The 24,048-nt window shown below is 72.9% G+C and carries 25 protein-coding genes; 17 read left to right on the top strand and 8 right to left on the bottom strand.

Annotated features, from left to right (window positions below):
• Positions 1-7 precede the first annotated feature (7 nt).
• Complete coding sequence (locus ACFXG1_RS05965) at positions 8-652, top strand: amino acid ABC transporter permease (RefSeq protein ID WP_384721971.1); 645 nt, start codon at positions 8-10, stop codon at positions 650-652.
• Entirely contained in the window at positions 649-1,536 is an 888-nt protein-coding gene (locus ACFXG1_RS05960; protein ID WP_384721974.1) for an amino acid ABC transporter permease, read from the top strand. Before ACFXG1_RS05965 ends, ACFXG1_RS05960 begins: the two co-directional genes overlap by 4 nt.
• Before the next feature lie 385 nt (positions 1,537-1,921).
• Here the strand turns inward: ACFXG1_RS05960 and ACFXG1_RS05955 are convergent, their stop codons facing one another.
• Positions 1,922-2,674: a hypothetical protein gene (locus ACFXG1_RS05955; protein WP_384741337.1), complete on the bottom strand. Its 753-nt coding sequence runs from the start codon at positions 2,672-2,674 to the stop codon at positions 1,922-1,924.
• Positions 2,675-2,810: 136 nt separating this feature from the next.
• Here ACFXG1_RS05955 and ggt point away from each other — a divergent pair, with 136 nt between their 5' ends.
• Together ggt and ACFXG1_RS05945 are read left to right on the top strand one after the other, a co-directional pair.
• Positions 2,811-4,640 carry a gamma-glutamyltransferase gene (ggt, locus tag ACFXG1_RS05950; protein ID WP_384741335.1) on the top strand — a complete coding sequence of 610 codons (1,830 nt, stop codon included), beginning with the start codon at positions 2,811-2,813 and terminating at the stop codon, positions 4,638-4,640.
• Between the two features lie 247 nt (positions 4,641-4,887).
• Positions 4,888-5,637 (top strand): glycoside hydrolase family 75 protein, encoded by a 750-nt coding sequence (locus ACFXG1_RS05945; protein ID WP_384721487.1) that lies wholly within the window; start codon positions 4,888-4,890, stop codon positions 5,635-5,637.
• A gap of 76 nt (positions 5,638-5,713) precedes the next feature.
• Here ACFXG1_RS05945 and map read toward each other — a convergent pair whose 3' ends face one another.
• Positions 5,714-6,481, bottom strand: a complete 768-nt coding sequence (gene map, locus ACFXG1_RS05940) for a type I methionyl aminopeptidase (RefSeq protein WP_384741333.1) — start codon at positions 6,479-6,481, stop codon at positions 5,714-5,716.
• Positions 6,482-6,531: 50 nt separating this feature from the next.
• On the opposite strand from map, the gene ACFXG1_RS05935 reads away from it, so the two are divergent.
• The gene (locus ACFXG1_RS05935; RefSeq protein WP_384719198.1) at positions 6,532-6,783 is read left to right on the top strand and encodes a helix-turn-helix domain-containing protein; all 252 of its coding nucleotides are present in this window, start codon (positions 6,532-6,534) and stop codon (positions 6,781-6,783) included.
• Positions 6,784-6,853: 70 nt separating this feature from the next.
• Here ACFXG1_RS05935 and ACFXG1_RS05930 read toward each other — a convergent pair whose 3' ends face one another.
• Positions 6,854-7,534 carry an NAD(P)-dependent oxidoreductase gene (locus ACFXG1_RS05930; RefSeq protein WP_384719200.1) on the bottom strand — a complete coding sequence of 227 codons (681 nt, stop codon included), beginning with the start codon at positions 7,532-7,534 and terminating at the stop codon, positions 6,854-6,856.
• Positions 7,535-7,625: 91 nt separating this feature from the next.
• Here ACFXG1_RS05930 and ACFXG1_RS05925 point away from each other — a divergent pair, with 91 nt between their 5' ends.
• The 6 genes from ACFXG1_RS05925 (at position 7,626) to ACFXG1_RS05900 (ending at position 13,553) form a co-directional block, all read left to right on the top strand.
• Entirely contained in the window at positions 7,626-8,036 is a 411-nt protein-coding gene (locus ACFXG1_RS05925; RefSeq protein WP_384719202.1) for a winged helix-turn-helix transcriptional regulator, read from the top strand.
• 79 nt (positions 8,037-8,115) lie between these two features.
• Positions 8,116-8,541, top strand: coding sequence for a PPOX class F420-dependent oxidoreductase (locus ACFXG1_RS05920; RefSeq protein ID WP_384719204.1), 426 nt, complete (start codon positions 8,116-8,118; stop codon positions 8,539-8,541).
• A 141-nt stretch (positions 8,542-8,682) separates the two neighbouring features.
• Positions 8,683-9,525, top strand: coding sequence for a nitrilase-related carbon-nitrogen hydrolase (locus ACFXG1_RS05915; RefSeq protein ID WP_384719206.1), 843 nt, complete (start codon positions 8,683-8,685; stop codon positions 9,523-9,525).
• Positions 9,526-9,662: 137 nt separating this feature from the next.
• Positions 9,663-10,910 carry an aspartate aminotransferase family protein gene (locus ACFXG1_RS05910; RefSeq protein ID WP_384719208.1) on the top strand — a complete coding sequence of 416 codons (1,248 nt, stop codon included), beginning with the start codon at positions 9,663-9,665 and terminating at the stop codon, positions 10,908-10,910.
• A 150-nt stretch (positions 10,911-11,060) separates the two neighbouring features.
• Positions 11,061-12,467, top strand: a complete 1,407-nt coding sequence (hydA, locus tag ACFXG1_RS05905; RefSeq protein WP_384741330.1) for a dihydropyrimidinase — start codon at positions 11,061-11,063, stop codon at positions 12,465-12,467.
• Between the two features lie 78 nt (positions 12,468-12,545).
• On the top strand, positions 12,546-13,553 hold the full coding sequence (locus tag ACFXG1_RS05900) for a TIGR03842 family LLM class F420-dependent oxidoreductase (RefSeq protein WP_384741328.1): 1,008 nt from the start codon (positions 12,546-12,548) through the stop codon (positions 13,551-13,553).
• 23 nt (positions 13,554-13,576) lie between these two features.
• Here ACFXG1_RS05900 and ACFXG1_RS05895 read toward each other — a convergent pair whose 3' ends face one another.
• Positions 13,577-14,641 (bottom strand): lipoate--protein ligase family protein, encoded by a 1,065-nt coding sequence (locus tag ACFXG1_RS05895; protein WP_384718238.1) that lies wholly within the window; start codon positions 14,639-14,641, stop codon positions 13,577-13,579.
• A 194-nt stretch (positions 14,642-14,835) separates the two neighbouring features.
• Here ACFXG1_RS05895 and ACFXG1_RS05890 point away from each other — a divergent pair, with 194 nt between their 5' ends.
• The 6 genes from ACFXG1_RS05890 (at position 14,836) to ACFXG1_RS05865 (ending at position 20,530) form a co-directional block, all read left to right on the top strand.
• Positions 14,836-15,657, top strand: coding sequence for an inositol monophosphatase family protein (locus tag ACFXG1_RS05890; RefSeq protein ID WP_384718240.1), 822 nt, complete (start codon positions 14,836-14,838; stop codon positions 15,655-15,657).
• Positions 15,658-15,765: 108 nt separating this feature from the next.
• On the top strand, positions 15,766-17,193 hold the full coding sequence (locus ACFXG1_RS05885) for a phytoene desaturase family protein (RefSeq protein WP_384718242.1): 1,428 nt from the start codon (positions 15,766-15,768) through the stop codon (positions 17,191-17,193).
• Between the two features lie 64 nt (positions 17,194-17,257).
• The gene (locus ACFXG1_RS05880; protein WP_384718244.1) at positions 17,258-17,791 is read left to right on the top strand and encodes an O-acetyl-ADP-ribose deacetylase; all 534 of its coding nucleotides are present in this window, start codon (positions 17,258-17,260) and stop codon (positions 17,789-17,791) included.
• Positions 17,792-17,927: 136 nt separating this feature from the next.
• On the top strand, positions 17,928-19,439 hold the full coding sequence (locus ACFXG1_RS05875) for an AlkA N-terminal domain-containing protein (protein ID WP_384741325.1): 1,512 nt from the start codon (positions 17,928-17,930) through the stop codon (positions 19,437-19,439).
• On the top strand, positions 19,436-19,954 hold the full coding sequence (locus ACFXG1_RS05870) for a methylated-DNA--[protein]-cysteine S-methyltransferase (protein WP_384718590.1): 519 nt from the start codon (positions 19,436-19,438) through the stop codon (positions 19,952-19,954). The genes ACFXG1_RS05875 and ACFXG1_RS05870 overlap by 4 nt, the downstream gene beginning before the upstream one ends.
• A 108-nt stretch (positions 19,955-20,062) precedes the next feature.
• Complete coding sequence (locus ACFXG1_RS05865; protein ID WP_384718588.1) at positions 20,063-20,530, top strand: hypothetical protein; 468 nt, start codon at positions 20,063-20,065, stop codon at positions 20,528-20,530.
• Positions 20,531-20,583: 53 nt separating this feature from the next.
• Here ACFXG1_RS05865 and ACFXG1_RS05860 read toward each other — a convergent pair whose 3' ends face one another.
• The 4 genes from ACFXG1_RS05860 to ACFXG1_RS05845 form a co-directional block, all read right to left on the bottom strand.
• Positions 20,584-21,330 carry an NAD-dependent deacetylase gene (locus tag ACFXG1_RS05860; protein ID WP_384718586.1) on the bottom strand — a complete coding sequence of 249 codons (747 nt, stop codon included), beginning with the start codon at positions 21,328-21,330 and terminating at the stop codon, positions 20,584-20,586.
• A 71-nt stretch (positions 21,331-21,401) separates the two neighbouring features.
• Complete coding sequence (locus ACFXG1_RS05855; protein ID WP_384741322.1) at positions 21,402-22,004, bottom strand: DUF6506 family protein; 603 nt, start codon at positions 22,002-22,004, stop codon at positions 21,402-21,404.
• Between the two features lie 208 nt (positions 22,005-22,212).
• On the bottom strand, positions 22,213-22,719 hold the full coding sequence (locus ACFXG1_RS05850) for an NUDIX domain-containing protein (RefSeq protein WP_384718582.1): 507 nt from the start codon (positions 22,717-22,719) through the stop codon (positions 22,213-22,215).
• A gap of 146 nt (positions 22,720-22,865) precedes the next feature.
• Complete coding sequence (locus ACFXG1_RS05845) at positions 22,866-23,984, bottom strand: ADP-ribosylglycohydrolase family protein (protein ID WP_384718580.1); 1,119 nt, start codon at positions 23,982-23,984, stop codon at positions 22,866-22,868.
• Positions 23,985-24,048: the final 64 nt, after the last annotated feature.

Below are 24,048 nucleotides of genomic sequence, written 5' to 3'. Positions count from 1 at the left end.
CCGGCGCATGAACGTACTGACCGACAACATCTCCCTCTACTGGCAGGGGTTCCTCGGCACCGTCGAGCTGACCTTCTACTCCTCGGTACTCGCCCTCGTACTCGGCTTCCTGATCGCGGCGTTCCGGGTCTCGCCCGTCGGATCGCTGCGCGCCTTCGGCACGGTCTGGGTGACCGTCCTCCGCAACACCCCGCTCACCCTCCTGTTCTTCGCCGTCGTCCTCGGACTGCCGCGCTTCGGGATCGTCCTGCCGTTCGAGCTGTTCGCGATCCTCGCGCTCGGCTGCTACACCTCGGCCTTCATCTGCGAGGCGCTGCGCTCCGGGATCAACACCGTGCCCAAGGGGCAGGGCGAGGCCGCCCGCAGCCTCGGGATGTCCTTCGGACAGACCCTGCACACGGTGGTGCTGCCCCAGGCGTTCCGGTCCGTCATCCCGCCCGTCGGCTCCACCCTGATCGCGCTCGCCAAGAACTCCGCGATCGCGGGCGCCTTCAGCGTCACCGAACTCCTCGGCACCTACAAGACGCTGAGCGAGCTGGGCTACAACATCATCTGGACCTTTGTCTGGATCGCCGTCGGATATCTGATCATCACCCTGTCCATCAGTGCGCTCTTCAACGTGCTGGAGAAGCGCTACGGAGTCGCCAGATGACCGATTCCACCGCCCTCTACGACATCCCGGGACCCCGTACCCGCAAGCGGCACCGCCTCTACGGGATCGCCGCCACCCTCGCCATCGCCGGTCTGATCGGCTGGATCGTCTATCTGCTCTTCGACACCGGCCAGTTCACCGCCGAGAAATGGACCCCCTTCGAGTACAAGGGCATCCAGGAACTCCTGCTGAAGGGGCTCGGCAACACCCTGAAGGCGTTCGGGTACGCGGCCGTGTTCTCCCTCGTCCTCGGTGGCGTCCTCGCCACCGGGCGGCTCTCGGAACACCGCCCGGTGCGCTGGGTCGCCACCCTGCTGGTCGAGTTCTTCCGGGCGATGCCCGTACTGGTGATGATCTTCTTCATCTTCGTGGCGCTGAAGGTCCAGCCGCTGCCCGCCCTGGTCGCCGGACTGACCCTGTACAACGGCTCGGTACTCGCCGAGGTCTTCCGTACCGGGGTCAACTCCGTCGACCGGGGGCAGCGGGAGGCCGCGTACGCCGTCGGGATGCGCAAGACGCAGGTGATGACGTACGTCCTGGTGCCCCAGGCGGTCCGGGCGATGCTCCCCGCGATCATCAGCCAGCTCGTGGTCGCCCTCAAGGACACATCGCTCGGCTATCTCATCACCTACGAGGAGTTCCTCCACGCGGGCAAGCTGATCGCGTCGAACCTCGACTATGATCTGCCGTTCATCCCCGTCGTGATGGTGATCTCGCCGATCTACATCGGGATGTGCATGCTGCTGTCCTGGTTCGCCAACTGGGTGGCCCGGCGACAGCGCCGCAATCCGAAGACGGAGGCCGTGGACATCGCCCCGGCCGAACCAGGGACGCTGCTGCCCGGTGGACCCCAGGGTCCACCACCCGGGCCCGGCCGGACGTAGGGCAGGGGCGGCGGCTCATGGGGCACCGACCCCCGGCCCCGGTACGACCCCGGCGGCAGCCGGTGATCACTCCTCGCCCTCCGGGCCCGGCACGGACGATCGTGCGCGCCGGACACGGCGGCGAGGGGAAGGTCAGCTGCGGTCGGGGCGGGGCGGGCGGGGAACGTGCCCGATGGAGACCCCGGGCAGGGGGCGCGGCGGTCGTTCCGTACCACCGTACGGCGCGGCCGGCGCGTCCCCTGCGGTCCGGGGCCGGGGAAAGGTGAGGGACGCCGGTTCACCGCCGCATCCGCCGATCCGGTCCGCATCCGCGCGGTCCGCATCCGCCCGGTCCGGATCCGCCCGGTCCGGCCCGCATCCACCGCGCGGGCGGTCACGCGGGCGGTCACGCCGGACCGGCAGCTCCGGCAGCTCCGGCCTCCACCGCCGGGCGCGGAGTCCTCGCCGTCTCGGTGACATCGGCGACCACCTCGACCACATCGGGTCCGTACGCCGCCGAGTCCACCACCTTCAGCAGCAGACAGAACGCCCCCTTCCGGTGGGCCCGGGCCAGCCGCCGGTGATTACGGGCCAGATAGCGCGCCGCCGCCTGGTTGGCGGTCGCGAGCTGACCGCAGAGGAGGAAGACGGGCCGCCCCTCCTCACCGGGCGTCAGCCGGGCCAGCAGCACGTACTCCGCCGTCCCGTACTCGGCCCGGTACACCTCCGTACCGATCCGGAATGCACCCCGGTCCGGGCCCGGTTCCGCCGATGTGTCCATCGCGACCCCGGGCAGCAGGCTCCGCAGATGGGCCCCCATCCGCTGGTTCGACACGGGTCCGCCGACACAGAACTCGGCCTGTTCCCCCACCCCCTGGCGGGCCTCGTCGTGCCAGATCACCTGGGCCCGCGCCCCGCAGTCCTTGATCAGGGCGGCCAGCTCCAGCAGGGCGAAGACGTCCCCCCGCTTCACCGAACCGTCCCGCCCGGCCTCGCGGTTGACGACCAGCAGCGCGTCCGAACTCGGCGGCAACCCGAAGAAGTCCTGGGTACGGCGCAGGGACCGGCGCCAGCGGTAGGTGCGGGCCAGCCAGCCGATCAGGGCGCTGAGTCCCGCGGCGACGAGCCCGAGGACGATATTGCGTATGTCGTCGTTCATGACGGCGCATGCTACTTCCGTACGGCACGCCCCGGGCGGCGGGCGGGGCGCCGGTCCGCCGCGCGGGGCGCCCCTGACGGGGGCGGCCCCGGCCCGCTAGGTTGTCCGCACTGGTGTCGACTGGAGGTTCGTTCGGATGCGTCGTACCACCGCCCGGAACATCGCACTCCTGGCCGCGGCCGCGGCCGTCGTCTCGATCGGCGCCGCGGCCCCGGCCGCCGATCCGCCGCCCGAGCACCCCGGTTCGCCCGGCGGGCAGCCGGTGAAGAAGCCGGTCGCCGTCGGCCACGGAGGCGCCGTCGCCAGTGTCGACGCGGACGCCTCCGCCGCCGGGATCGAGGTCCTGCGGCGCGGCGGCAACGCGGTGGACGCGGCCGTCGCCACCGCCGCCGCCCTCGGTGTCACCGAGCCGTACTCGGCCGGTATCGGCGGAGGCGGCTACCTCGTCTACTACGACGCCCGTACCCGTACCGTCCACACCGTCGACGGCCGGGAGACCGCGCCCCGTTCGGCCGACGCGTCCCTCTTCCTGGAGAACGGCCGGCCCATCCCCTTCGACCAGGGCCAGACCAGCGGTCTGGGCGTCGGCACCCCCGGCACCCCCGCGACCTGGGAGACGGCCCTGCGCGCCTGGGGCAGCAGGCCGCTCGCCCAGTTGCTGAAGCCCGCCGAGAAGCTGGCCGGGAACGGCTTCACGGTCGACGCCACCTTCCGCGCCCAGACCGAGGCCAACCAGGCGCGGTTCGCCGACTTCCCGGCCACCGCGGAGCTCTTCCTGCCCGGCGGGGCGCTGCCCGTCGTCGGCTCCACCTTCAAGAACCCCGACCTCGCTCGGACGTACCGGGAACTCGCCCGGGAGGGCGTCGAGACGCTGTACCGGGGCGAGATCGCCAAGGACATCGTCGACACCGTCCGCAGGCCGCCGGTGGCCGCCGGATCCACCAGGATCGTCCGCCCCGGCGATCTGACCGAGCGCGATCTGCGGTCGTACGAGACGATCCGGCGCGCGCCCACCAAGGTCGGTTACCGGGGTCTGGACATCTACGGGATGGCGCCCTCCTCCTCCGGCGGCACCAGCGTCGGCCAGGCGCTCAACATGCTGGAGCGGACCGATCTGTCGCGGGCCTCGCAGGCCGCGTATCTGCACCGCTTCATCGAGGCCAGCCGGATCGCGTTCGCCGACCGGGGCCGCTGGGTGGGCGACCCGGCCTTCGAGGACGTCCCGGTCAAGGGCCTGCTGTCGCAGCGGTTCGCGGACAGCCGCGGCTGCCTGATCAAGGACGACGCGGTGCTCACCAGCCCGCTGGCGCCCGGTGACCCGCGGAACCCGGTGCCGTGCGGCGGGACCGGCACCGCCGCCCCGACGACGTACGAGGGCGAGAACACCACCCATCTGACCACCGCCGACCGGTGGGGCAACGTCGTCGCGTACACCCTCACCATCGAGTCCACCGGCGGCAGCGGGATCACCGTCCCCGGGCGCGGATTCCTCCTCAACAACGAGTTGACGGACTTCTCCTTCGCCCCGGCGAACCCGGCCGTCCACGACCCCAACCTGCCGGGTCCTGCCAAGCGGCCCCGCTCGTCCATCTCCCCGACGATCGTCCTCGACGACGACCGGCGGCCGGTGCTCGCCCTCGGCTCGCCGGGCGGCGCGACCATCATCACCACCGTCGTCCAGACCCTGACGGGCCGTCTGGACCGCGGACTGCCGCTGGTGGAGGCGATCGCGGCGCCGCGCGCCAGCCAGCGGAACCAGACCACGACCGAACTGGAACCCGGCCTCTGGAACAGTCCGCTCCGGGCCGAACTGGAGCGCATCGGCCACGGTTTCCGGCAGAACGCCGAGATCGGCGCGGCGACCGGCATCGAACGGCTGCCGGACGGCCGCTGGCTCGCGGCGGCGGAGAAGACACGCCGCGGCGGCGGCTCGGCGATGGTGGTACGCGAGAGCGGACGCTCGTAGCCGCTCATACGAGGTGATTTCCGTACGGGAGCGGGGTGTACGGTCCGGGATCCGGCCCCGCTCCCGTACGGGCGTACTCCATCCGGTTCCAGGTGCCGGCGGTCCATCCGGGAGCAACCACCTTCACTCACCACGCACTTGGCCCCGGTGGTGGCCCGATCGGCCCGGGGGCGGGGGGATCGGTCGTCACCGGGAGCGGGTAAGGACGCTTTTCCGCGCGATATTCGCACCGAAAGGCGATCCAGCCATGCACGTTCGCACCCTCGCCGCCCTCGCCACCGCCTCCGGGGCGGCCCTTCTGGCGGCCGCGGCTCCCGCGCCGCCCGCGGCGGCGATGTTCGTGCCGCAGCCGCCCCGGTACGCGCGTGCGGGCGCCGCCGGTGCCGGTGCCGCCGGTGTCGTGGGCGGCACCGGTGTCGTCGGAGCCGCCGAACTGCTCGCGGCGACCAAGGGCTGCGACCGGGTCTCCCGGGGGAGTTACGCCAAGGACGTCGGAGCCAAGGCGACCGTGCCGGTGTGCGGCGCCGAGGGCGCGGTGTACTGGAGAGCCGACCTGGACGTCGCCTGCGACGGCCGGGAGAGCGAGCGGTGCAACCGGAAGACCGACCCCTGGTACCTGCCCGGGACCGCGGTCCGCCAGTCCGACGGCAGATCGCTCGACGCGGCGGGTCTGCCGTACGTGGTGGTGCCGACGCCGGGACCGGTCTGGAGGTACCCGGAGTCCGGGATCCGCGGCGGGGGAGTCGTCGCGGTCGTCCACGACGGCCGGGTGCGGTACGGGGTCGTGGGCGACACCGGCCCCGCGAAGATCATCGGCGAGGCGTCCTACGCCATGGCCGAGTCCCTGGGCATCGATCCCGACCCGGTCTCCGGGGGCGTCCCGTCCGGTGTGACGTACATCCTCTTCCGCGGCTCGAAGGCGGATCCGGTGGAGAGCCGCGCTTCGGCGACGAGCCTGGGGGAGCGGCTGGCCCGCGCGTTCGTCCGGGCGAACTGACTCCGGGCGAACCGACCCCGGGCGGTGCCGCTCGGGCTCCGCCCCGGACTCCGGCCTCGTCACTGCCCCGCAAGGGCTACGGGACTGTCAGGATCCTGGGGCCCGACTCCGTGATCGCGACCGAGTGCTCCGCGTGCGTCGCGCGGCTCGTGTCGAGTGTGCGGACCGTCCAGCCGTCGCGCGCCGTGTACGTGTCGTCCGAGCCGGAGGCGATCAGCATCGGCTCGATCGCCAGGACCATGCCGGCGCGCAGCACCATCCCCCGCCCCCGGCGGCCCTCGTTGGGGACGCCCGGGTCCTCGTGCATGGCGCGGCCGATGCCGTGGCCGCCGTAGCCGTCGGGGATGCCGTAGCCCGCGGCGCGGCTCACCCGTCCGACGGCGTGGGCGATATCGCCGATCCGGTTGCCGGGCACGGCCGCGGCGATACCGGCGGCCAGCGCCTCCTCCGCGGTGGCGATCAGCCGGGTGTCCTCGGGCCTCGCCCGGCCCACGGTGAAGCTCACGGCCGCGTCGCCGGCCCAGCCGTCGAGCAGGGCGCCGCAGTCCAGGCTGACGAGGTCGCCGTCGCCCAGCCGGTAGCCGTCGGGGATGCCGTGCACCACCGCGTCGTTCACGGAGGCGCAGACCACCGCCGGGAAGGGGGTGGGGGCCCAGGAGGGGTGGTAGCCGAGGAACGGGGACTTCGCGCCCGCCTCGTCGAGCACCGCCCGCGCCACCCGGTCCAGCTCCCGCAGCTCCACGCCGACCGCCGCGGCCGTGCGCGCGGCGGCCAGGGCGTGCGCCACCACCCGGCCCGCCGCGCGCATCGCCTCGATCGACTGTTCCGTCTTGATCTCAACCATGCCAATTACTATACCGGTCCGATCGGCGGTTCCGGTATTAGAATGACGGCATGGTTCGTACCCCCCTCACCCCCGAAGAGCGCGAACGCGGCGAACGGCTGGGCCAGCTGCTCCGCGAGGCGCGCGGCCCCCGCAGCATGGTCGATGTGGCCGCCGAGGCCGGGATCTCCGCGGAGACGCTCCGCAAGATCGAGACCGGCCGGGCGCCGACGCCCGCCTTCTTCACCGTGGCCGCGCTCGCCGCGGCGCTGCGGCTCTCCACGGACGACCTCGCGACGGCGTGCGTCCTGACGCCGACGTAGGCCGGCCCGGCCCGCGGGTCTCCCGCTACCCGCGGGGCACGGCGCCGGTCGAGGGGCGACGGCGATCCCGCTACCCGCGGGGCACGGCGCCGGTCGAGGCCACCGCCAGCTGGACGCGGTGGTGGCGTGGGGTGACCGCCTCGTCGAGCAGCACCTTCGCGAGATCGTCGTGGCAGATCCGGCCGTCCGGGATCACCGTACCGTCGGCGGTGCGGTAGCGGCCGGTGCGCGGTATCCCCGCCGACAGGTCCGGCGGACACACCATCAGCCAGTCCAGCCCGCCCGCCTCCCGGCGCAGCAGGTCGAACTCCGCCGCGTGTCCCCGGGCGAAGATCCGGTGCGGCTCCGGGAAGCCGGGGTCGTCCATCAGCCGCACCCCTGGCGCGGTCTCCAGCGTGGAGACGATGCCGAGCGTCACCAGCCGGCCGACGCCCGCCCGCGTCAACCCCGCCACCAGCGCCTTCGCCGCGCCCACGAAGAACTCCTCGGACGGTATGTCGAGCCGTGCCGTGGCGTTGATCGCCGCCCGGTGGCCCGCCGCGACCGCGGCGACCGACTCCGGGTCGCCGACGTCCCCCCGTACCACCGTCACCGCGTCCGAGCCGAGGCCGAAAGCCCGGTCCGGGTCGCGTACCACCGCCGTCACCCGGTGCCCCCGGGTCACCGCCTCCGTGACGACCGCCCGGCCGACGCGGCCACCCGCCCCGAAGACGACGATTCCCTGTGCCTGTACGTTCGTTGTGTCGTTCATGGCCGGGACGGTAGAACGGCACCCGCCGGTTACTTCAACGGTACCGGCGCCGGGCGGGCGAAGGGCGCGCTCGGACCGCGACAATGGATCCATGGACGCCACGGACACCATGGACACCACGGACGCCGTACGGACCCCGCTGCCGCGTGACCTGTTCGCCGACGCCTGCGACCCCCGGGACCGGCCCCTCCGCCTCGGTGACAAGTGGTCGGCGATGGTCCTGCGCTGCCTGGAGGGCGGCGCGCGCCGCTTCACGGAACTCCGCGTCCCGATGCGGCGGGTGACACCGAAGGTGCTCACCGAGACCCTGCGCGCGATGGAGCGCGACGGCCTCGTCAGCCGTACCGCCTACGACGAGAATCCACCGCGCGTCGAATACGCCCTCACCCCGCTGGGCCGGTCCCTGATCGCGCCGATGGACATCGCCTGCGCCTGGGCGCGCGAGCACGGGACCGAACTCCGGCGGGCCAGGGACGCGTACGACCGGGCGCGCGAGGACTGACCCTGTGCGGGCCCCGCCGACTCCGGTGTCCGGCTCCGATCCGGCCCCCGGGCCGGTCCGGCCGCGTAGGCTCGGCCGGGTGACCGCAGCCCAGGACATCGCCCGCGCCCGCTACATCAGCCTGACGACCTTCCGCCGCGACGGGACCGGGGTGGCGACCCCGGTGTGGTTCGCCGAGGAGGGCGGCACGCTCTACGTCTGGACCAACAGAGACTCCTGGAAGGTGAAGCGGCTGCGCCGCGACCCGCGTACCACCGTCACCGTGTGCGATGTCCGGGGCCGGATCGCCGAGGGCGCCGCGCACGCCGAGGGCACCGGTGAACTCCTCGACCCGGACGGCACGGACCGGGTGCGCGGGCTCATCGCCCGCAAGTACGGCTGGCAGTTCCGGCTCGTCGACTGGCCCGCCCGGCTGGTGCGGCGGGGCGGGAAGCCGCACGCGGGGATCGCCGTCACCCTCACGGACGCCTCCGGCGACGGTACGGAGGCCCCGCCGACCGGGTGAAACATGATCGACTCAGCGGGTCGGCGGCAATGGTCTTGCCCCGCTGTGTGACGGGGCTTACTTTCTCCATCTACGTTCCGCGTCTACGTGCGTAGAGGCGATGCGCCGATGCCGGGTCCTGCCCGGACGAAGGAGCAGCCCATGGCCCCAGTCGTACGCGCCGCACTCGTCCAGGCCACCTGGACCGGCGATACCGAGTCGATGATCGCCAAACACGAGGCGCACGCCCGTGCCGCCGCCGAGCGGGGCGCCCGGGTGATCGGGTTCCAGGAAGTCTTCAACGCGCCCTACTTCTGCCAGGTGCAGGAGCCGGAGCACTACCGCTGGGCGGAACCCGTCCCGGACGGACCGACGGTGCTGCGGATGCGGGAGCTGGCCCGGGAGACCGGGATGGTGATCGTCGTCCCGGTCTTCGAGATCGAGGACTCCGGCTTCTACTACAACACCGCCGCCGTGATCGACTCCGACGGCAGCTATCTCGGCAAGTACCGCAAGCACCACATCCCGCAGGTCAAGGGCTTCTGGGAGAAGTACTACTTCCGGCCGGGGAACGCCGGATGGCCCGTCTTCGACACCGCGGCCGGCCGGATCGGCGTCTATATCTGCTACGACCGCCACTTCCCCGAGGGCTGGCGTCAGCTCGGTCTCGCCGGGGCCCAGCTCGTCTACAACCCCTCCGCCACCTCCCGCGGCCTCTCCGCCCATCTGTGGCGTCTCGAACAGCCCGCGGCGGCCGTCGCCAACGAGTACTTCGTCGCGGCCATCAACCGGGTGGGCCGGGAGGAGTACGGCGACAACGACTTCTACGGCAGCAGCTACTTCGTCGACCCCCGGGGACAGTTCGTCGGCGACGTCGCCGGCGACACGGCCGAGGAACTGGTCGTCCGCGACCTCGACTTCGGCCTGATCGACGAGGTGCGGCAGCAGTGGGCCTTCTACCGCGACCGGCGCCCCGACGCCTACGAAGGGCTGGTGCGGCCGTGAACCACGCCCCGAACCACGCCCCGAACCCCACCTCGGGACGGGCCGCGGGACCCGCCTCGGGACCGTCCGCGGCGCCGATCGGAAGACCCGCGGCGAAGCCCGCCGCGAACCCGCTCCACGACCGCCACCGCGCCGTCATGCCCGGCTGGCTCGCGCTCTACTACGCCGACCCGATCGAACTGAGCCACGGCGAAGGCCGGTACGTCTGGGACACCGAGGGCAACAAGTACCTCGACTTCTTCGGCGGCATCCTCACCACCATGACCGCCCACGCCCTGCCCGAGGTCGTCCGGGCCGTCGGCGAACAGGCCGGCCGGATCGTCCACTCGTCGACCCTCTACCTCAACCGGCCCATGATCGAGCTGGCCGAGCGGATCGCGGCGCTCTCCGGCATCCCCGACGCCCGGGTCTTCTTCACCACATCGGGTACCGAGGCCACCGACACGGCCCTGCTCCTCGCCACCGCGTACCGCGGCTCCCCGCAGATCCTCGCGATGCGCAACAGCTACCACGGCCGGTCCTTCTCGTCCGTGGGCATCACCGGCAACCGCGCCTGGTCCCCGACCGGTCTCTCCCCGCTCCAGACCCTGTACGTCCACGGCGGCGTCCGCACCCGGGGACCGTACGCCCACCTCACCGACGACCGCTTCATCGAGGCGTGCGTCGCCGATCTGGAGGACCTCATCGGCCAGGGCAGGCCACCCGCCGCCCTGATCGCGGAGCCCATCCAGGGCGTCGGGGGCTTCACCTCGCCGCCCGACGGGCTGTACGCCGCGTTCCGCGAGGTGCTCGACCGGCACGGCGTGCTGTGGATCTCCGACGAGGTGCAGACCGGCTGGGGCCGTACCGGCGACCACTTCTGGGGCTGGGGAGCTCATGACCGCAACGGCCCGCCCGACCTCGTCACCTTCGCCAAGGGCATCGCCAACGGCATGTCCGTCGGCGGTGTCGTCGCCCGCGCCGAGATCATGGACGCCATCGACGCCAACTCCATCTCCACCTTCGGCGGCTCGCCCGTCACCATGGCCGCGGGCCTGGCCAACCTCTCCTATCTGCTGGAACACGACCTCCAGGGCAACGCCCGCCGGGTCGGCGGACTGCTCATCGAGCGGCTGCGCGGCATCACCGCCGGGGTACCCGCCGTCCGGGAGGTGCGCGGCCGGGGCCTGATGATCGGTATCGAGATCGTCCGGCCCGGTACCGGCCTGGCCGACCCGGTGGCCACCGCTGCCGTGCTGGAAGCCGCCCGGGAGGGCGGACTCCTCGTCGGCAAGGGCGGCGGCCACGACACCAGCGTGCTGCGGATCGCCCCACCGCTGACCCTCACCGTCGCCGAGGCGGAGGAGGGCGCGGCCGTGATCGAGCAGGCCCTGCGCGCCGTCTGACGCCCCGTCCGTCCCGGTCCGACCGGTCGGGCGGACCGTCCGTCCACCGTCCACCGGCCGCCGTTCGTCGCCCGCCGGTCGTCGCCCGTCGCCGACAGCGGTGGCGGTGGCGGTCTCGAAGCCCTGCGTACGAGAGGGAGCGCACCCGTCATGAGCAGTAACCGCACCCTGATCCGCGGCGGACTGGTGGTCACCGCGGCCGAGGAGACCCATGCCGACGTCCTGATCGAGGACGGCCGGATCGTCGCGCTCGCCACCCACGGCTCGGCCGCCGCCGACGCGTGGACCGCCGACCGGGTCGTCGACGCCACCGGCAAATACGTCGTTCCGGGCGGTGTCGACGCCCATACCCATATGGAGATGCCGTTCGGCGGCACCTTCTCCGCCGACACCTTCGAGACCGGGACCCGTGCCGCCGCCTGGGGCGGCACCACCACGATCGTCGACTTCGCGATCCAGTCCGTCGGCCGCTCCCTGCGGGCGGGCCTCGATGCCTGGTACGCCAAGGCCGACGGCAACTGCGCGATCGACTACGCCTTCCATATGATCCTCTCCGACGTCACCGATTCGTCCCTCAGGGAGATGGACCGGCTGGTGGAGGAGGGCATCACCTCCTTCAAGCTCTTCATGGCCTATCCGGGCGTCTTCTACAGCGACGACGGCCGGATCCTGCGGGCGATGCAGCGCGCCGCGGACAACGGCGGGCTGATCATGATGCATGCCGAGAACGGCATCGCCATCGACGTCCTGGTGGAACAGGCCCTGGCCGCGGGCCGGACCGACCCCCGCTACCACGGGGAGGTCCGCAAGGCGCTGCTGGAGGCCGAGGCCACCCACCGGGCGATCCAGCTGGCCCGGGTCGCGGGCGCCCCGCTGTACGTCGTCCATGTCTCGGCCGAGGAGGCCGTCGCCGAGATCGTCGCGGCCCGCGACAAGGATCTGCCGGTCTTCGGCGAGACCTGTCCGCAGTACCTCTTCCTCTCCACTGACGAGCTGGCGGAGCCCGGTTTCGAGGGCGCCAAGTACGTCTGCAGCACACCCCTGCGGCCCAAGGCGAACCAGGCGGCGCTCTGGCGCGGCCTGCGCACCGACGACCTCCAGGTCGTCTCCACCGACCACTGCCCCTTCTGCTTCGCCGGACAGAAGGAGCTGGGCCGGGGCGACTTCTCCAAGATCCCCAACGGGCTCCCGGGAGTGGAGCACCGGATGGACCTCCTCCACCAGGCCGTCGTCGACGGGCACATCGGGCGCCGCCGCTGGATCGAGATCGCCTGTGCCGCCCCCGCCCGGATGTTCGGCCTCTATCCGCAGAAGGGCACCATCGCCCCGGGATCGGACGCCGATGTGGTGATCTACGACCCCGGCACGGCACAGATCCTGTCGGCCGAGACCCACCACATGAACGTCGACTACTCCGTCTACGAGGGCAAACGGGTCACCGGCCGGGTGGAGACCGTGCTGTCGCGCGGGGAGGTCGTCATCGACCGGGGGACCTATACCGGCCGGGCCGGGCACGGCCGGTACATCGCCCGCGCCACCAGTCAGTACCTCGACTGACCCCTCGTACCGCTCACCTCACCGCACCCACCTCACCAGTACCTCACCAGCACCTCACCCGTACCCAAGGACAGGCTTATGGACTTCGGACTCGTCCTCCAGACCGATCCGCCCGCGTCCGCCGTCGTCGAGCTGATGCGGCGCGCGGAAGGCGGCGGCTTCACCCACGGCTGGACCTTCGACTCGGCGGTGCTGTGGCAGGAGCCGTTCGTCATCCACAGCCGGATCCTGGACCACACCGAACGGCTGGTCGTCGGCCCCATGGTCACCAACCCCGGCACCCGGACCTGGGAGGTCACCGCCTCCACCTTCGCCACCCTCAACGACATGTACGGCAACCGCACGGTCTGCGGCATCGGCCGCGGCGACTCCGCGATGCGGGTCGCGGGCCGCAGACCCAACACCCTCGCCCGGCTCGGCGAGGCGATCGATGTCATCCGCGACCTGGCCGAGGGCCGCGAGGCCGTCGTCGGCGACCAGCCGCTACGGCTGCCGTGGGTCCCGGACGGCGCCCGGCTGCCCGTCTGGATGGCGGCGTACGGGCCGAAGGCTCTGGCATTGGCGGGACAGAAGGCCGACGGCTTCATCCTCCAGCTCGCCGACCCGTATCTGACCCGGACGATGATCGCCGCCGTCCGGGCGGCGGCCGCCGATGCGGGCCGCGACCCGGACACGATCACGATCTGCGTCGCCGCGCCCGCGTACATCGGCGACGATCTCGCCCACGCCCGGGACCAGTGCCGCTGGTTCGGCGGGATGGTCGGCAACCACGTCGCCGACCTGGTCGCCCGCTACGGGGAGCACTCCGATCTGGTGCCCGAGGCCCTCACCTCGTACATCCGGGCCCGGCACGGCTACGACTACGGTCACCACGGCCGGGCCGGGAACCCGTCGGCGGACTTCGTGCCCGACGAGGTGGTGGACCGCTTCTGCGTCCTGGGACCCGTCGACGCGCATATCGCCAAGCTGCGGGAGCTGCGGGACCTCGGGGTCGACCACTTCGCCGTCTACGCCATGCACGACGCCAGGGAGACCGTGATCGACAGCTATGCGGAGGAGGTCATTCCGGCGCTGGCGGGCCGGTGACGCGAGCCGGCCCCCGCCGGCCGTTACGGGACGCGGGTCGTCCACTCCTCGTGGCCGAACTTCGTCCGCACCAGTTCCTCGGCCCGCGCCAGCTCCCCGTCGGTCACCTTGCCCGCCGACAGGCCGTACCGCGCCCGGAACGACTCGATCATCCGCTCGATCACCGCCTCGCGCGCCAGCCCGGTCTGCCGCCGCAGCGGGTCCACCCGCTTCTTCGCGCTCTTGGTGCCCTTGTCGGAGAGCTTCTCCCGCCCGATGCGGAGCACCTCGGTCATCTTGTCGGCGTCGATGTCGTACGCCATCGTCACATGGTGCAGCACCGCGCCGGGACCGCCGCCCGGGCCGACCATCCGCTTCTGCGCGGCCCCCGCGACCTTCCCGATCTCCGTCGCGATGTCGTTCAGCGGCTGGTACCAGGCGCGGATGCCCATGTCCCCGAGGGCGCCGAGCACCCAGTCGTCCAGATAGGCGTACGAGTCGGCGAACGACAGCCCCGACACCAGGGAGTCCGGGACCGAGAGGGAGTACGTGATGGTGCTCTGCGGCTCCGCGAACATGGCGCCGCCGCCGGAGATCCGCCGGACCACCGTCACCCCGTGCCGGGCCGCGCCCTCCGGGTCGACCTCGTTCCGCAGCGACTGGAAACTGCCGATGATCACCGCCGGGGCGTCCCACTGCCACACCCGCAGCGTCGGCGGGCGCCGACCGGCCGCGACCTCGGCCGTGATCACCTCGTCCAGCGCCATATGCAGGGCCGGGGACTGCGGCGGCTCGTGGATCAGCTGCCAGTCGTAGTCGCGCCAGTCCGTGGCCTGGGCCAGCGCCCGGCGCACCGCGATCGCCACGGACTCCGACGAGAAGCCGAACAGGACGGCCGACGCGGGCAGCGCCGCGTCGATCCTGGCCGTCAGACCCGGGGTGTCGGTATCGGCGGGAGCGCCCTCCAGCGCCGTGTCGATCAGCTCGATGGCATCGTCCGGTTCCAGGAAGAAGTCACCACTCACCCGGACGTCCTTCAGCCGGCCGTCCTCGACCGCCAGATCGACCACCACCAGCTTGCCGCCGGGGACCTTGTACTCTCCGTGCACCGCGCGCCTCCACCGTTCCCACCACCGGGTCCTGCCGTCGACGTCAACGGTCTCCCGGAGAGTGTTGTTCCCGCGACCTGACCGGGGGCGGCCCGCCGCCCGGTGGCGAACATGTGACCGATTCGTGGTGAACTTCGGGTTGCGGACCGCCGATCGCACGCCGGTCACCTGCATGGACGTGCTTAGCTGGACATATGATCGATGACTTTCTCACCGGGGACCTGTCCGATGTCGAGGAGACGCTGCGCAAGGCGGCGGCCGCCGAGATCATGCCGAGGTTCCGGCAACTGGCCGCGGACGACGTCGTCGAGAAGAGCGGCCCCCACGATCTGGTCACCACCGCCGACCGGCTCGCCGAGGAGCACCTCACCGCCGCGCTGACCCGGCTGCTGCCCGGCTCCGTCGTCGTCGGCGAGGAGGCCGTGCACGCCGACCCCGCCGTGTACGGCGCCGTCACCGGCGACGCGCCCGTCTGGATCGTCGACCCGGTCGACGGCACCCGCCAGTTCGTCCGCGGCGAGGACGGCTTCTGCACGCTCGTGGCGCTCGCCCACCGGGGTGAACTGCTCGCTTCGTGGACCTACGCCCCCGCGCTCGACACCTTCGCCACGGCGGTACGGGGCGGTGGCGCGTATCTGGACGGGGCGGCCCTGCGCTCCGGGGCGCCGGCGGCGGACGCGGTCCTCGACGTCGCCACGTCGCACCCCGACTACACCACCGACGACCAGAAGAAGGCGCTCCTGGGCCTCCGGGCGCCGGGCTTCCGCGCCCGGCCCTGCGGCTCCGCCGGACTGGAGTACCTGGCCGTCGCCCGGGGCGCGTTGGACGCCGTCGCCTTCTCCTGGGAAGCGGCGTGGGACCACGCGGCGGGGCTCCTGCTGGTCACCGAGGCGGGCGGGGCGCATCTGACGCTCGACGGCGAGCCGTTCGCCATCGGCGGCGCCAACGCGCTCCCCTTCACCGCGGCCCGCGACGCCGCCACGGCGGCGCGCGTCCTGAAGGCCCTCCGCGTCTGACGCCCGAGCCGCCGGGCGCGCCAGGAAGGCAACCCCGCCCGGGGGCGCGCGGCGGGGCGGAATACCCTGGGGGGAGCCGGTTGTCGGCTGACGGAGGGAGTGGCTGAGGTGCCGTCTATGCTCGATACCGTCGTCGTGGGCGCGGGGCCCAACGGACTCACCGCCGCCGCCGAGCTGGCCCGTCGCGGTTTCTCCGTCGCCGTGTTCGAGGCCCTCGACACCGTCGGCGGCGGCGCGCGGACCGAGGAGCTGACCCTGCCGGGGTTCCGGCACGATCCGTGCTCCGCCGTGCACCCCCTCGGCATCGGCTCGCCCGCGTTCTCCGCGATGCCGCTGGCGCGGTACGGGCTGGAGTGGCTGCACCCCGAGGTGGCGCTCGCCCATCCCTTCCCGGACGGGACCGCCGCCGTGCTCACCCGCTCCGTGGGGGAGAGCGCCATGTCCCTGGGGCCCCGCGACGCGGGCGCGTACCGGCGGCTGGTCGAGCCCTACCTCGGACACTGGGACGATCTCGCGGCGGACTTCCTGCGCACCCCCTGGGAGGGGCTGCCCCGCGACCCGTACCGCTTCGCCCGCTTCGGGCTCACGGCGCTCCGGCCCGCGACCTGGACGATGCGGCGCTTCGACGGCGACAAGGCGCGCGGGCTCCTCGCGGGGCTCGCCGCCCATGCCATCGCCTCCACCTCGGGCGTCGCCACGACGGGCATCGCGATGATGTTCGCGCTCGCCGCGCACGAACGCGGCTGGCCGCTGCCGCGCGGCGGCTCGCAGGCGATCTCCGACGCGCTCGCCGCGTACATCCGCGATCTGGGCGGCACGATCCACACCGGTGTCGAGGTGAAGCGGCTGGACGAACTCCCGCCCGCGCGGACATACGTCTTCGACACCTCACCGACCGCCCTGGCCAGGATCGCCGGGCTGGGCGGCGCGTACGACCGCTACCGCTACGGCGCCTCCGTCTTCAAGATCGACTACGCGCTGTCCGGCCCCGTACCGTGGACCGCGAAGGAGCCCCGGTCCGCCGGGACCGTCCACATCGGCCCGACGGCCGGCGAGATCGAGGCCGCCCTCCAGGCCGCCGTCACGGGGCGCGATCCGCGGACACCGTTCCTCATCACCTCCCAGCCGACACTCGTCGACCCCTCCCGCGCCCCGGAGGGCAAGCACATCCTCTGGGCGTACGGACATGTCCCCGCCCGCTGGGAGGGCGACGCCACCGAGATGATCGAGCGTCAGATCGAACGCTTCGCGCCCGGCTTCCGCGATCTCGTCCTCGCCCGTGCCGTCGCGGGACCGCCGCGGCTCGCCGCGCACAACGCGAACTACGTCGGCGGTGACATCGCCTGCGGCGCTTTTTCGGGACTCCAGACGGTCCTGCGGCCCAAGCTGGCCCGGGTCCCGTACGCCACCGCCCACCCGGCCGTCTTCCTCTGCTCGGCCGCGACCCCACCGGGGCCGGGAGTCCACGGGATGTCCGGACACTGGGCCGCCAAAGCGGTCTGGCGGCGGCTGCGCGCGGCGTCCGCGGCGGGCTGAACCGGGGCGGCGGAGCCCGGCGGTCGTGTGCCGAACTGTCGGTGGGCGGTGGGATGATGACGCCATGAGCCAGCGACCCGCCATCGTCCTCGTGCGCGGAGACATCACCGAACAGCACGCCGACGTCATCGTCAACGCCGCGAACACCTCCCTCCTCGGCGGCGGCGGGGTCGACGGCGCGATCCACCGCGCGGGCGGTCCCGAGATCCTCGCGGCCTGCCGGAAGCTGAGGGCATCGCACTACGGCAAGGGCCTGCGCACCGGGCAGGCCGTGGCGACGACGGCCGGCCGGCTGGCGGCGGGCCACGTGATCCACACTCCCGGACCCGTCTGGTCGCGCGAGCACGACCGCGGCGGACTGCTCGCCTCCTGCTACCGCGAGTCGCTGCGGCTCGCGGCCGAGCTGGGCGCCGGGACGGTCGCCTTCCCGGCGATCTCCACGGGCATCTACGGCTGGCCGATGGACGAGGCGGCGCGCATCGCGGTCCGGACGGTCCGCGAGTCGGCGCGCCCGCCGGTGACGGAGGTCCGCTTCGTCCTGTTCGACGAGTACGCCTACGAGGAGTTCTCCGCCGCCGTCGCCGCCACGGCGCTCTGACCCTCCGGGGGGCCTCCAGCGCCTCGGCTACCCGTGGCCCGGGCCAGGCCCGGGCGCGGGAGGGGAAGAACCGGGCCCCGAGGGCCATGTCGGATTCTCGCCAGCCCGGTGCGCCCGGGTGGGGGATCCTGGAGGCATGCACACCGACACCGAGCGGTGCGTACGCGCCGTGCAGTCGAAGGACGCCCGCTTCGACGGCTGGTTCTTCACCGCCGTACTGACCACGAGGATCTACTGCCGCCCGAGCTGCCCGGTCGTCCCCCCGAAGCCGGAGAACATGACGTTCTACCCCAGCGCCGCCGCCTGTCAGCAGGCCGGGTTCCGGGCGTGCAAGCGGTGCCGGCCCGACACCAGCCCGGGGTCGCCCGAGTGGAACGCCCGCGCGGACACCGTGGCGCGGGCCATGCGGCTCATCCGGGACGGCGTCGTCGACCGTGACGGTGTTCCGGGGCTCGCGTCCCGGCTCGGCTACTCCACCCGGCAGATCGAGCGCCAGCTCCGCGCCGAACTGGGCGCGGGACCCCTCGCCCTCGCGCGCGCCCAGCGGGCCCAGACCGCCCGGGTACTGATCGAGACCACCGCTCTGCCCATGGCGGAGATCGCCTTCGCCGCGGGCTTCTCCTCGATCCGTACCTTCAACGGCACCGTCCGCGAGGTCTTCGCCCTCGCCCCGGGCGAGCTGCGGACCCGGGCCGCCCGCCGCCCCGGGGCCCGCGGGGCGAACGGCGCCGGCCCCGGCACCCCCGGGGTGATCACGCTCCGGCTGCCGTTCCGGACGCCCCTCAACCCCGACAACCTCTTCGGACATCTCGCCGCGACCGCCGTCCCCGGCGTGGAGGAGTGGCGCGGCGGCGCGTACCGGCGCACCCTCCGGCTGCCGTACGGCACCGGCGTCGTCGCCCTCGCCCCGCGCCCGGACCACATCGCCTGCCGGCTGCTGCTCACCGACACCCGCGATCTGACGATCGCCATCAGCCGCTGCCGCTGGCTGCTCGACCTCGACGCCGACCCGGTCGCCGTCGACGAGCAGCTGAGGACCGACCCCCTGCTGCGCCCGCTGGTGGACAAGGCCCCGGGGCGCCGTGTCCCGAGGACCGTGGACGCGGCCGAGTTCGCCGTCCGCGCGGTCCTCGGCCAGCAGGTGTCGACCGCCGCCGCCCGGACTCACGCGGCCCGACTGGTCACCGCCCACGGCGAACCCGTCGACGACCCGGAGGGCGGCCTCACCCGGCTTTTCCCGACGCCCGAGGCGCTCGCCGGACTCGACCCCGAGGCCCTCGCCCTGCCCCGCAGCAGACGCACGACGCTGACCACCCTCGTGTCCGCCCTCGCCGACGGCGCCCTCGCCCTCGGCGTGGACAGCGACTGGGAGGAGGCCAGGGCCGGACTGTCGGCGCTCCCCGGCTTCGGCCCCTGGACCGTGGAGGTGATCGCCATGCGCGCGCTCGGCGACCCGGACGCCTTCCTCCCCACCGACCTCGGCACCCGCCGCGCCGCCGCGGGCCTCGGCCTGCCCGCCACCCCGGCCGCGCTCACCGCGCACGCCGCCGCCTGGCGGCCCTGGCGCGCCTACGCCGTCCAGTACCTGTGGGCCACCGACGACCACCCCATCAACCACCTCCCGCACGACGAGAAGGTCCCCGCATGAAGAGCACGACCGGCGCCGTCCGGCAGCACACGGTGATCGACAGCCCGTACGGGCCGCTCACCCTCGTGGCCACCGACGGCGTCCTCAGCGCCCTCTATATGACCGAGCAGCGCCACCGCCCCGCGGACGAGACCTTCGGCGGGCGCGCGACGGAACCCTTCGGGGAGACGATCCGGCAGCTCGACGCGTACTTCGCCCGTGAACTGACCGAGTTCGACCTGCCGATGCGGCTCCTGGGCACCGACTTCCAGCGCCGCGTCTGGGAGCGGCTGCTGGGCATCCCGTACGGCGAGACCCTCACCTACGGCGAACTCGCCGAGGACCTCGGCAACCCCAACGCCTCCCGCGCGGTCGGCCTCGCCAACGGCAAGAACCCGATCAGCATCATCGTCCCCTGCCACCGGGTGATCGGCTCGACCGGAAACCTCATCGGCTACGGCGGCGGACTCGACCGCAAACAGCGGCTGCTCGCCTTCGAGTCGGGCCGCACGGGGACCGAGGACGCCTTGTTCTAGGACTTCGTGTCGGTCCAGGAGCCGTGTCGACAGCGGCACGGCCGGGCAGACACCCTCCGTGGAACCGGCGGTCCGGTCACCGGGCCCGGTGGTGAGAGGGGGAAGGTCGTGGCGGAGGCGAACGAACCGGGGGAGGAACTGGCGCTGCGGCGCTATCTGCTCTACGTCGACACACTGCGGGCCCGGATGCCCGAGCCCCAGTTCCGGCTGTTGATGGAAGTCGTCCGGCTGTGGGCCGCCCAGGGCGGCGGTACGGCCAGGCTCAGCCTCGACGACGAGGAGAAGGAGCTGTTCACCGCCGAGGTACGGCAGGAACTGCTCCAGCTCATCGGCTTGATCGGCGCGATGCGCCCCGGCCACGAGGACCGGGCAGACCATGTCGTGGCCCGGCTCGGCGACGGCGAGCACGCCAAGGAGGTCATGTCCCTCGTTCCGCCCGACATGGCCGCCGACCCCGACCGGCTGCGCGATCTGCGCGACCGGATCGACGGCCGGGAGGACCAGGACCGTACGGACCGGCTGGAGGTCGACGGCATCGCGCGCGCCTCCGGCATGGCCCCGGACGCCGACGACTGACGGACGACTGATGACGGACGCCCGACGGTTTCCGGGGCCCTCCGGGCGCGGCGTCAGGCGTCCCCGGGACCGCCGGCCTCGTCGGCCACCCGGCGCAGCAGCTCCGGCAGCGCCGTGCCGATCGGGTCGCGGACGATCTCGTGCGCGACCGGGTCGTACGGGGTCGGCTCGGCGTTCACGATGGAGACCCGCGCCCCGGCCTCCGCCGCCATCCCCGTCAGGGACGCCGCGGGCTGCACCTGGAGGCTGCTGCCCACCGCGATGAAGATCTCGCACGCCTTCGCGATCGCCACCGCCCGGGCCAGCACCTCCGAGTCCAGCGGCTGGCCGAACATGACCGTCGCGGACTTGAGGATCCCGCCGCACGACCGGCACGCCGGGTCCGCCTCGCCCGCGTCGACCCGGGCCAGCGCCTCCGTCATAGCCGAACGGGCGCCGCAGCCCGTGCAGACCACGGAGTGCGTGGTGCCGTGGAGTTCGAGGACCTTGCGGTCGGGCAGGCCCGCGGCCTGGTGGAGACCGTCCACGTTCTGGGTGATCACCCGGACCGCGATCCCCGGCCGCCGCTCCAGCTCGGCGACCGCGAGATGCGCCGCGTTCGGCCGGGCGCCGCGCGCGGCGTTGTCCCGGCGCATCCGCCACGAGCGGCGGCGGATCTCCGGATCGGCCATGTAGGTGTCGTACGTGACGAGCTTCTCGGCCTCGGGATCGCGCCGCCACAGGCCGTTCGGGCCTCGGTAGTCGGGGATCCCGGAGTCGGTGGAGATGCCCGCACCGCTGAGCAGGGCGACGAGAGTCATACCGCGACCCTAAACAGGCGAGCGGGGTCCGCGCGAACGGCTTTCACCGGCCGCGCGGCCCCGTAACGCCGTCAGCCCGCCGGCGGCGGAGCCGAGTGGACCGCGACACCGACCGGGACGCGTTCGTCCACCGCCCGGATCACCGCCGCCGCCGAAGGACCGTCCCAGCCGCCGTACAACTCGATCAACTGGACGGAGTCCGCGAACTCGGCCGCGACCGCCGCACCCGCCGACGCCTCCGGTACGGCGACGTACGTCGAGGTGCTCGGGCCCGCCGTGCGGACGAACCGGTCCTTCGCCGGATCCGCGCCCGGCTGGACGTACAGGAACAGATCCCGCAGCGCCTCGCCCGCGATCGCCCGCTCCTTGTAGCGGGCGACGTCGATCAGGGACTCGAAGCCGTAGAGCACCGTCCCGACCCGGGCCCGGCCCCGGACGGCGGCCTCGACCTCCGCGACCCACGGATAGCCCGTCGCGCCGCACAGTTCGACGGTCGTCGTCCCGCGGTCCGCGTACTCGGCGGCGAGGGCCGCCGCGGCGGCCGGGGTCGGCGCGGTGAGGATATGGGTGGCCGCGCCGTCGGGCCCGGTACGGACCGGGGCCGGGTCCCGGCCCGGATCGCCCGGGTCACCGGGCTCCTCGGACCGGAAGATGATCGCCGTGTCACCGGCCATGTCGTGCCTCCCCGTTCTCGGGCCGCTTCACCGGCGTACCACCGCGGGACCGGTCGCGGTCCGCTGTCGCCGTGCGGCGCTGTCGATCATGTCAACACCGCCCGGCGGCAAGGGAATTCCCGCACCGGCCGCCGGGCCGGGACCGGATCGGACCGGATCGGATCGGATCGGATCGGATCGACCGTGGGCTCCGCATCCCCCGCCCCGCTCAGCGGAGCGGATGCCCGTCCACCAGCTCGACCGCCCCGCACCCCGAGTCCAGCGCGTCCAGCGCCGCCGCGACCCGGTGACCGAGGGGCGGCAGGAGATAGTCGGGGACGTGCTTCCGGTCGATCAGCCGCCAGGACAGCAGCTCGTCCTCCTGGAGGCGGATGGCGTCCAGCGTCCCGGGGGACAGGACTCCGCCGTCGTACAGATAGGCCACGATCGGCGGCCGCAGCGGGCCGCGTACCCAGTCGACCGCCAGCAACCTGCCCGGTTCCACGTCGAGCCCGATCTCCTCCAGCGTCTCGCGCCGAGCGGCCTCACGCGGCGTCTCGCCGCCGTCCGACTCGACCGTGCCGCCGGGCAGCGCCCAGCCGTCGCGGTAATTGGGCTCGACGACGAGCAGTCGGCCCAGTTCGTCCCGGAGCAGTATCCCCGCGGCGGACAGGACACGGGGCAGGGTGGCGATATAGGCGCTGTACGCGCTGTCGCTGTCATGATCCGTGGTCACCCCCGCAGCCTAGGTGCACACCCAGGGGTTACGGGGCCCGGATTCCGGTTCCGATGCAATTTCACGGGCGAGCGTTCACGGATTCTCCCGTTCCGGGACGGTCCGCCCCGAAACCATGATCACCCCGGTCACCCCGGCCACTTTCGTCACCCGGACACCACGGCCGCACGGCCGGTCGCCGTCCGTTCCGCCGTCAGACGGACCGTACGGCGGGCGAGTTCGGAGATCCGTACCCCGTCGAAACCGAAGACGGCGCTACGCACCCGGTCCTCCAGGGGCTCGGTCCACCGGGCGGGCAGCCGGGCCGCGCCGCACAGCACACCCGCGACCGAGCCCGCGGTCGCCCCGTTGGAGTCGGTGTCGAGCCCGCCGCGGACGGTCAGCGCGATCGTCCGGGTGAAGTCGCCCGCCCCGTACAGCAGTCCCGCGGTCAGGACGGCGGCGTTCGGTACGACGTGGATCCAGCCGAGACCGGCCGTGCGCCGCTCCATCTCGTCGAGCGTCGCTGACCAGTCGGCGCCCGAGTCGTGGAGCGCGACCGTGTGCCGTACGGTCCGCGCCAGCCGGGAGTCCGCGGGGACGGTGGCCAGGCCCGCCGTGACCGCCGCCCGCGGCCCGTCCGCGGTGAACGCCGCGGCGACCGTCGCCGCCGCCCACATCGCCCCGTACACACCATTGGCCCGGTGGGAGAGCGCCGCGTCCCGCCGCGCCAGGGCCGCCGCCCCGGCCGGATCGCCCGGACTCGTCAAGCCGTAGATATCCGCCCTGATCAGCGCGCCGATCCACTCCTGGTACGGATTGTCGTGCCCGGCGGTCTCCGGCGGCTCGACGCCGTTCACCAGATTGCGGTACGCCACTCGTTCCGCCGTGAACGTCTGGAGATACGGCAACCGCTCCAGCCACACCCGCCCCAGCTGTTCGGTATCGAACCCGAAGCCGTACGTCTCCAGCAGATGCAGCCCCAGGATCGTGTAGTCCACGTCGTCGTCCCGGCAACTGCCGCGCACCCGCCCCCGTACGCACTCCCGCCACTCGGGCCGCAGCTCGAACTCGCCGGGCGCCGCGTCCGCCGGGGGCGGTGGCAGATAGTCGGTGAGCGGCAGCGCGTCCGTCCGGCGCAGGTAGGCGTCGATGCGCCCACGCGTCCAGTAGTCGCCGCGTTCGACGGGTTTGCCGAGCATATTGCCCGCGATCCGGCCCAGCCAGCCGCCGAGGACCCGGTCGGCGAGCCCGTCCGCGCCCGCGGCTTCGTTCGTGGTGTTCATACCGGCCGTGTACCCGTTCGGGGCGGCCCGTCCGCGCGGCCGGGGGCCGTTCGGGCCCCGTCAC

The organism is Streptomyces sp. NPDC059248 (assembly GCF_042753905.1).
Classification (GTDB): Bacteria; Actinomycetota; Actinomycetes; order Streptomycetales; family Streptomycetaceae; genus Streptomyces.
Note: the sequence above shows the minus strand (reverse complement) of the source record. Positions and strands in the feature narration are given on the sequence as shown.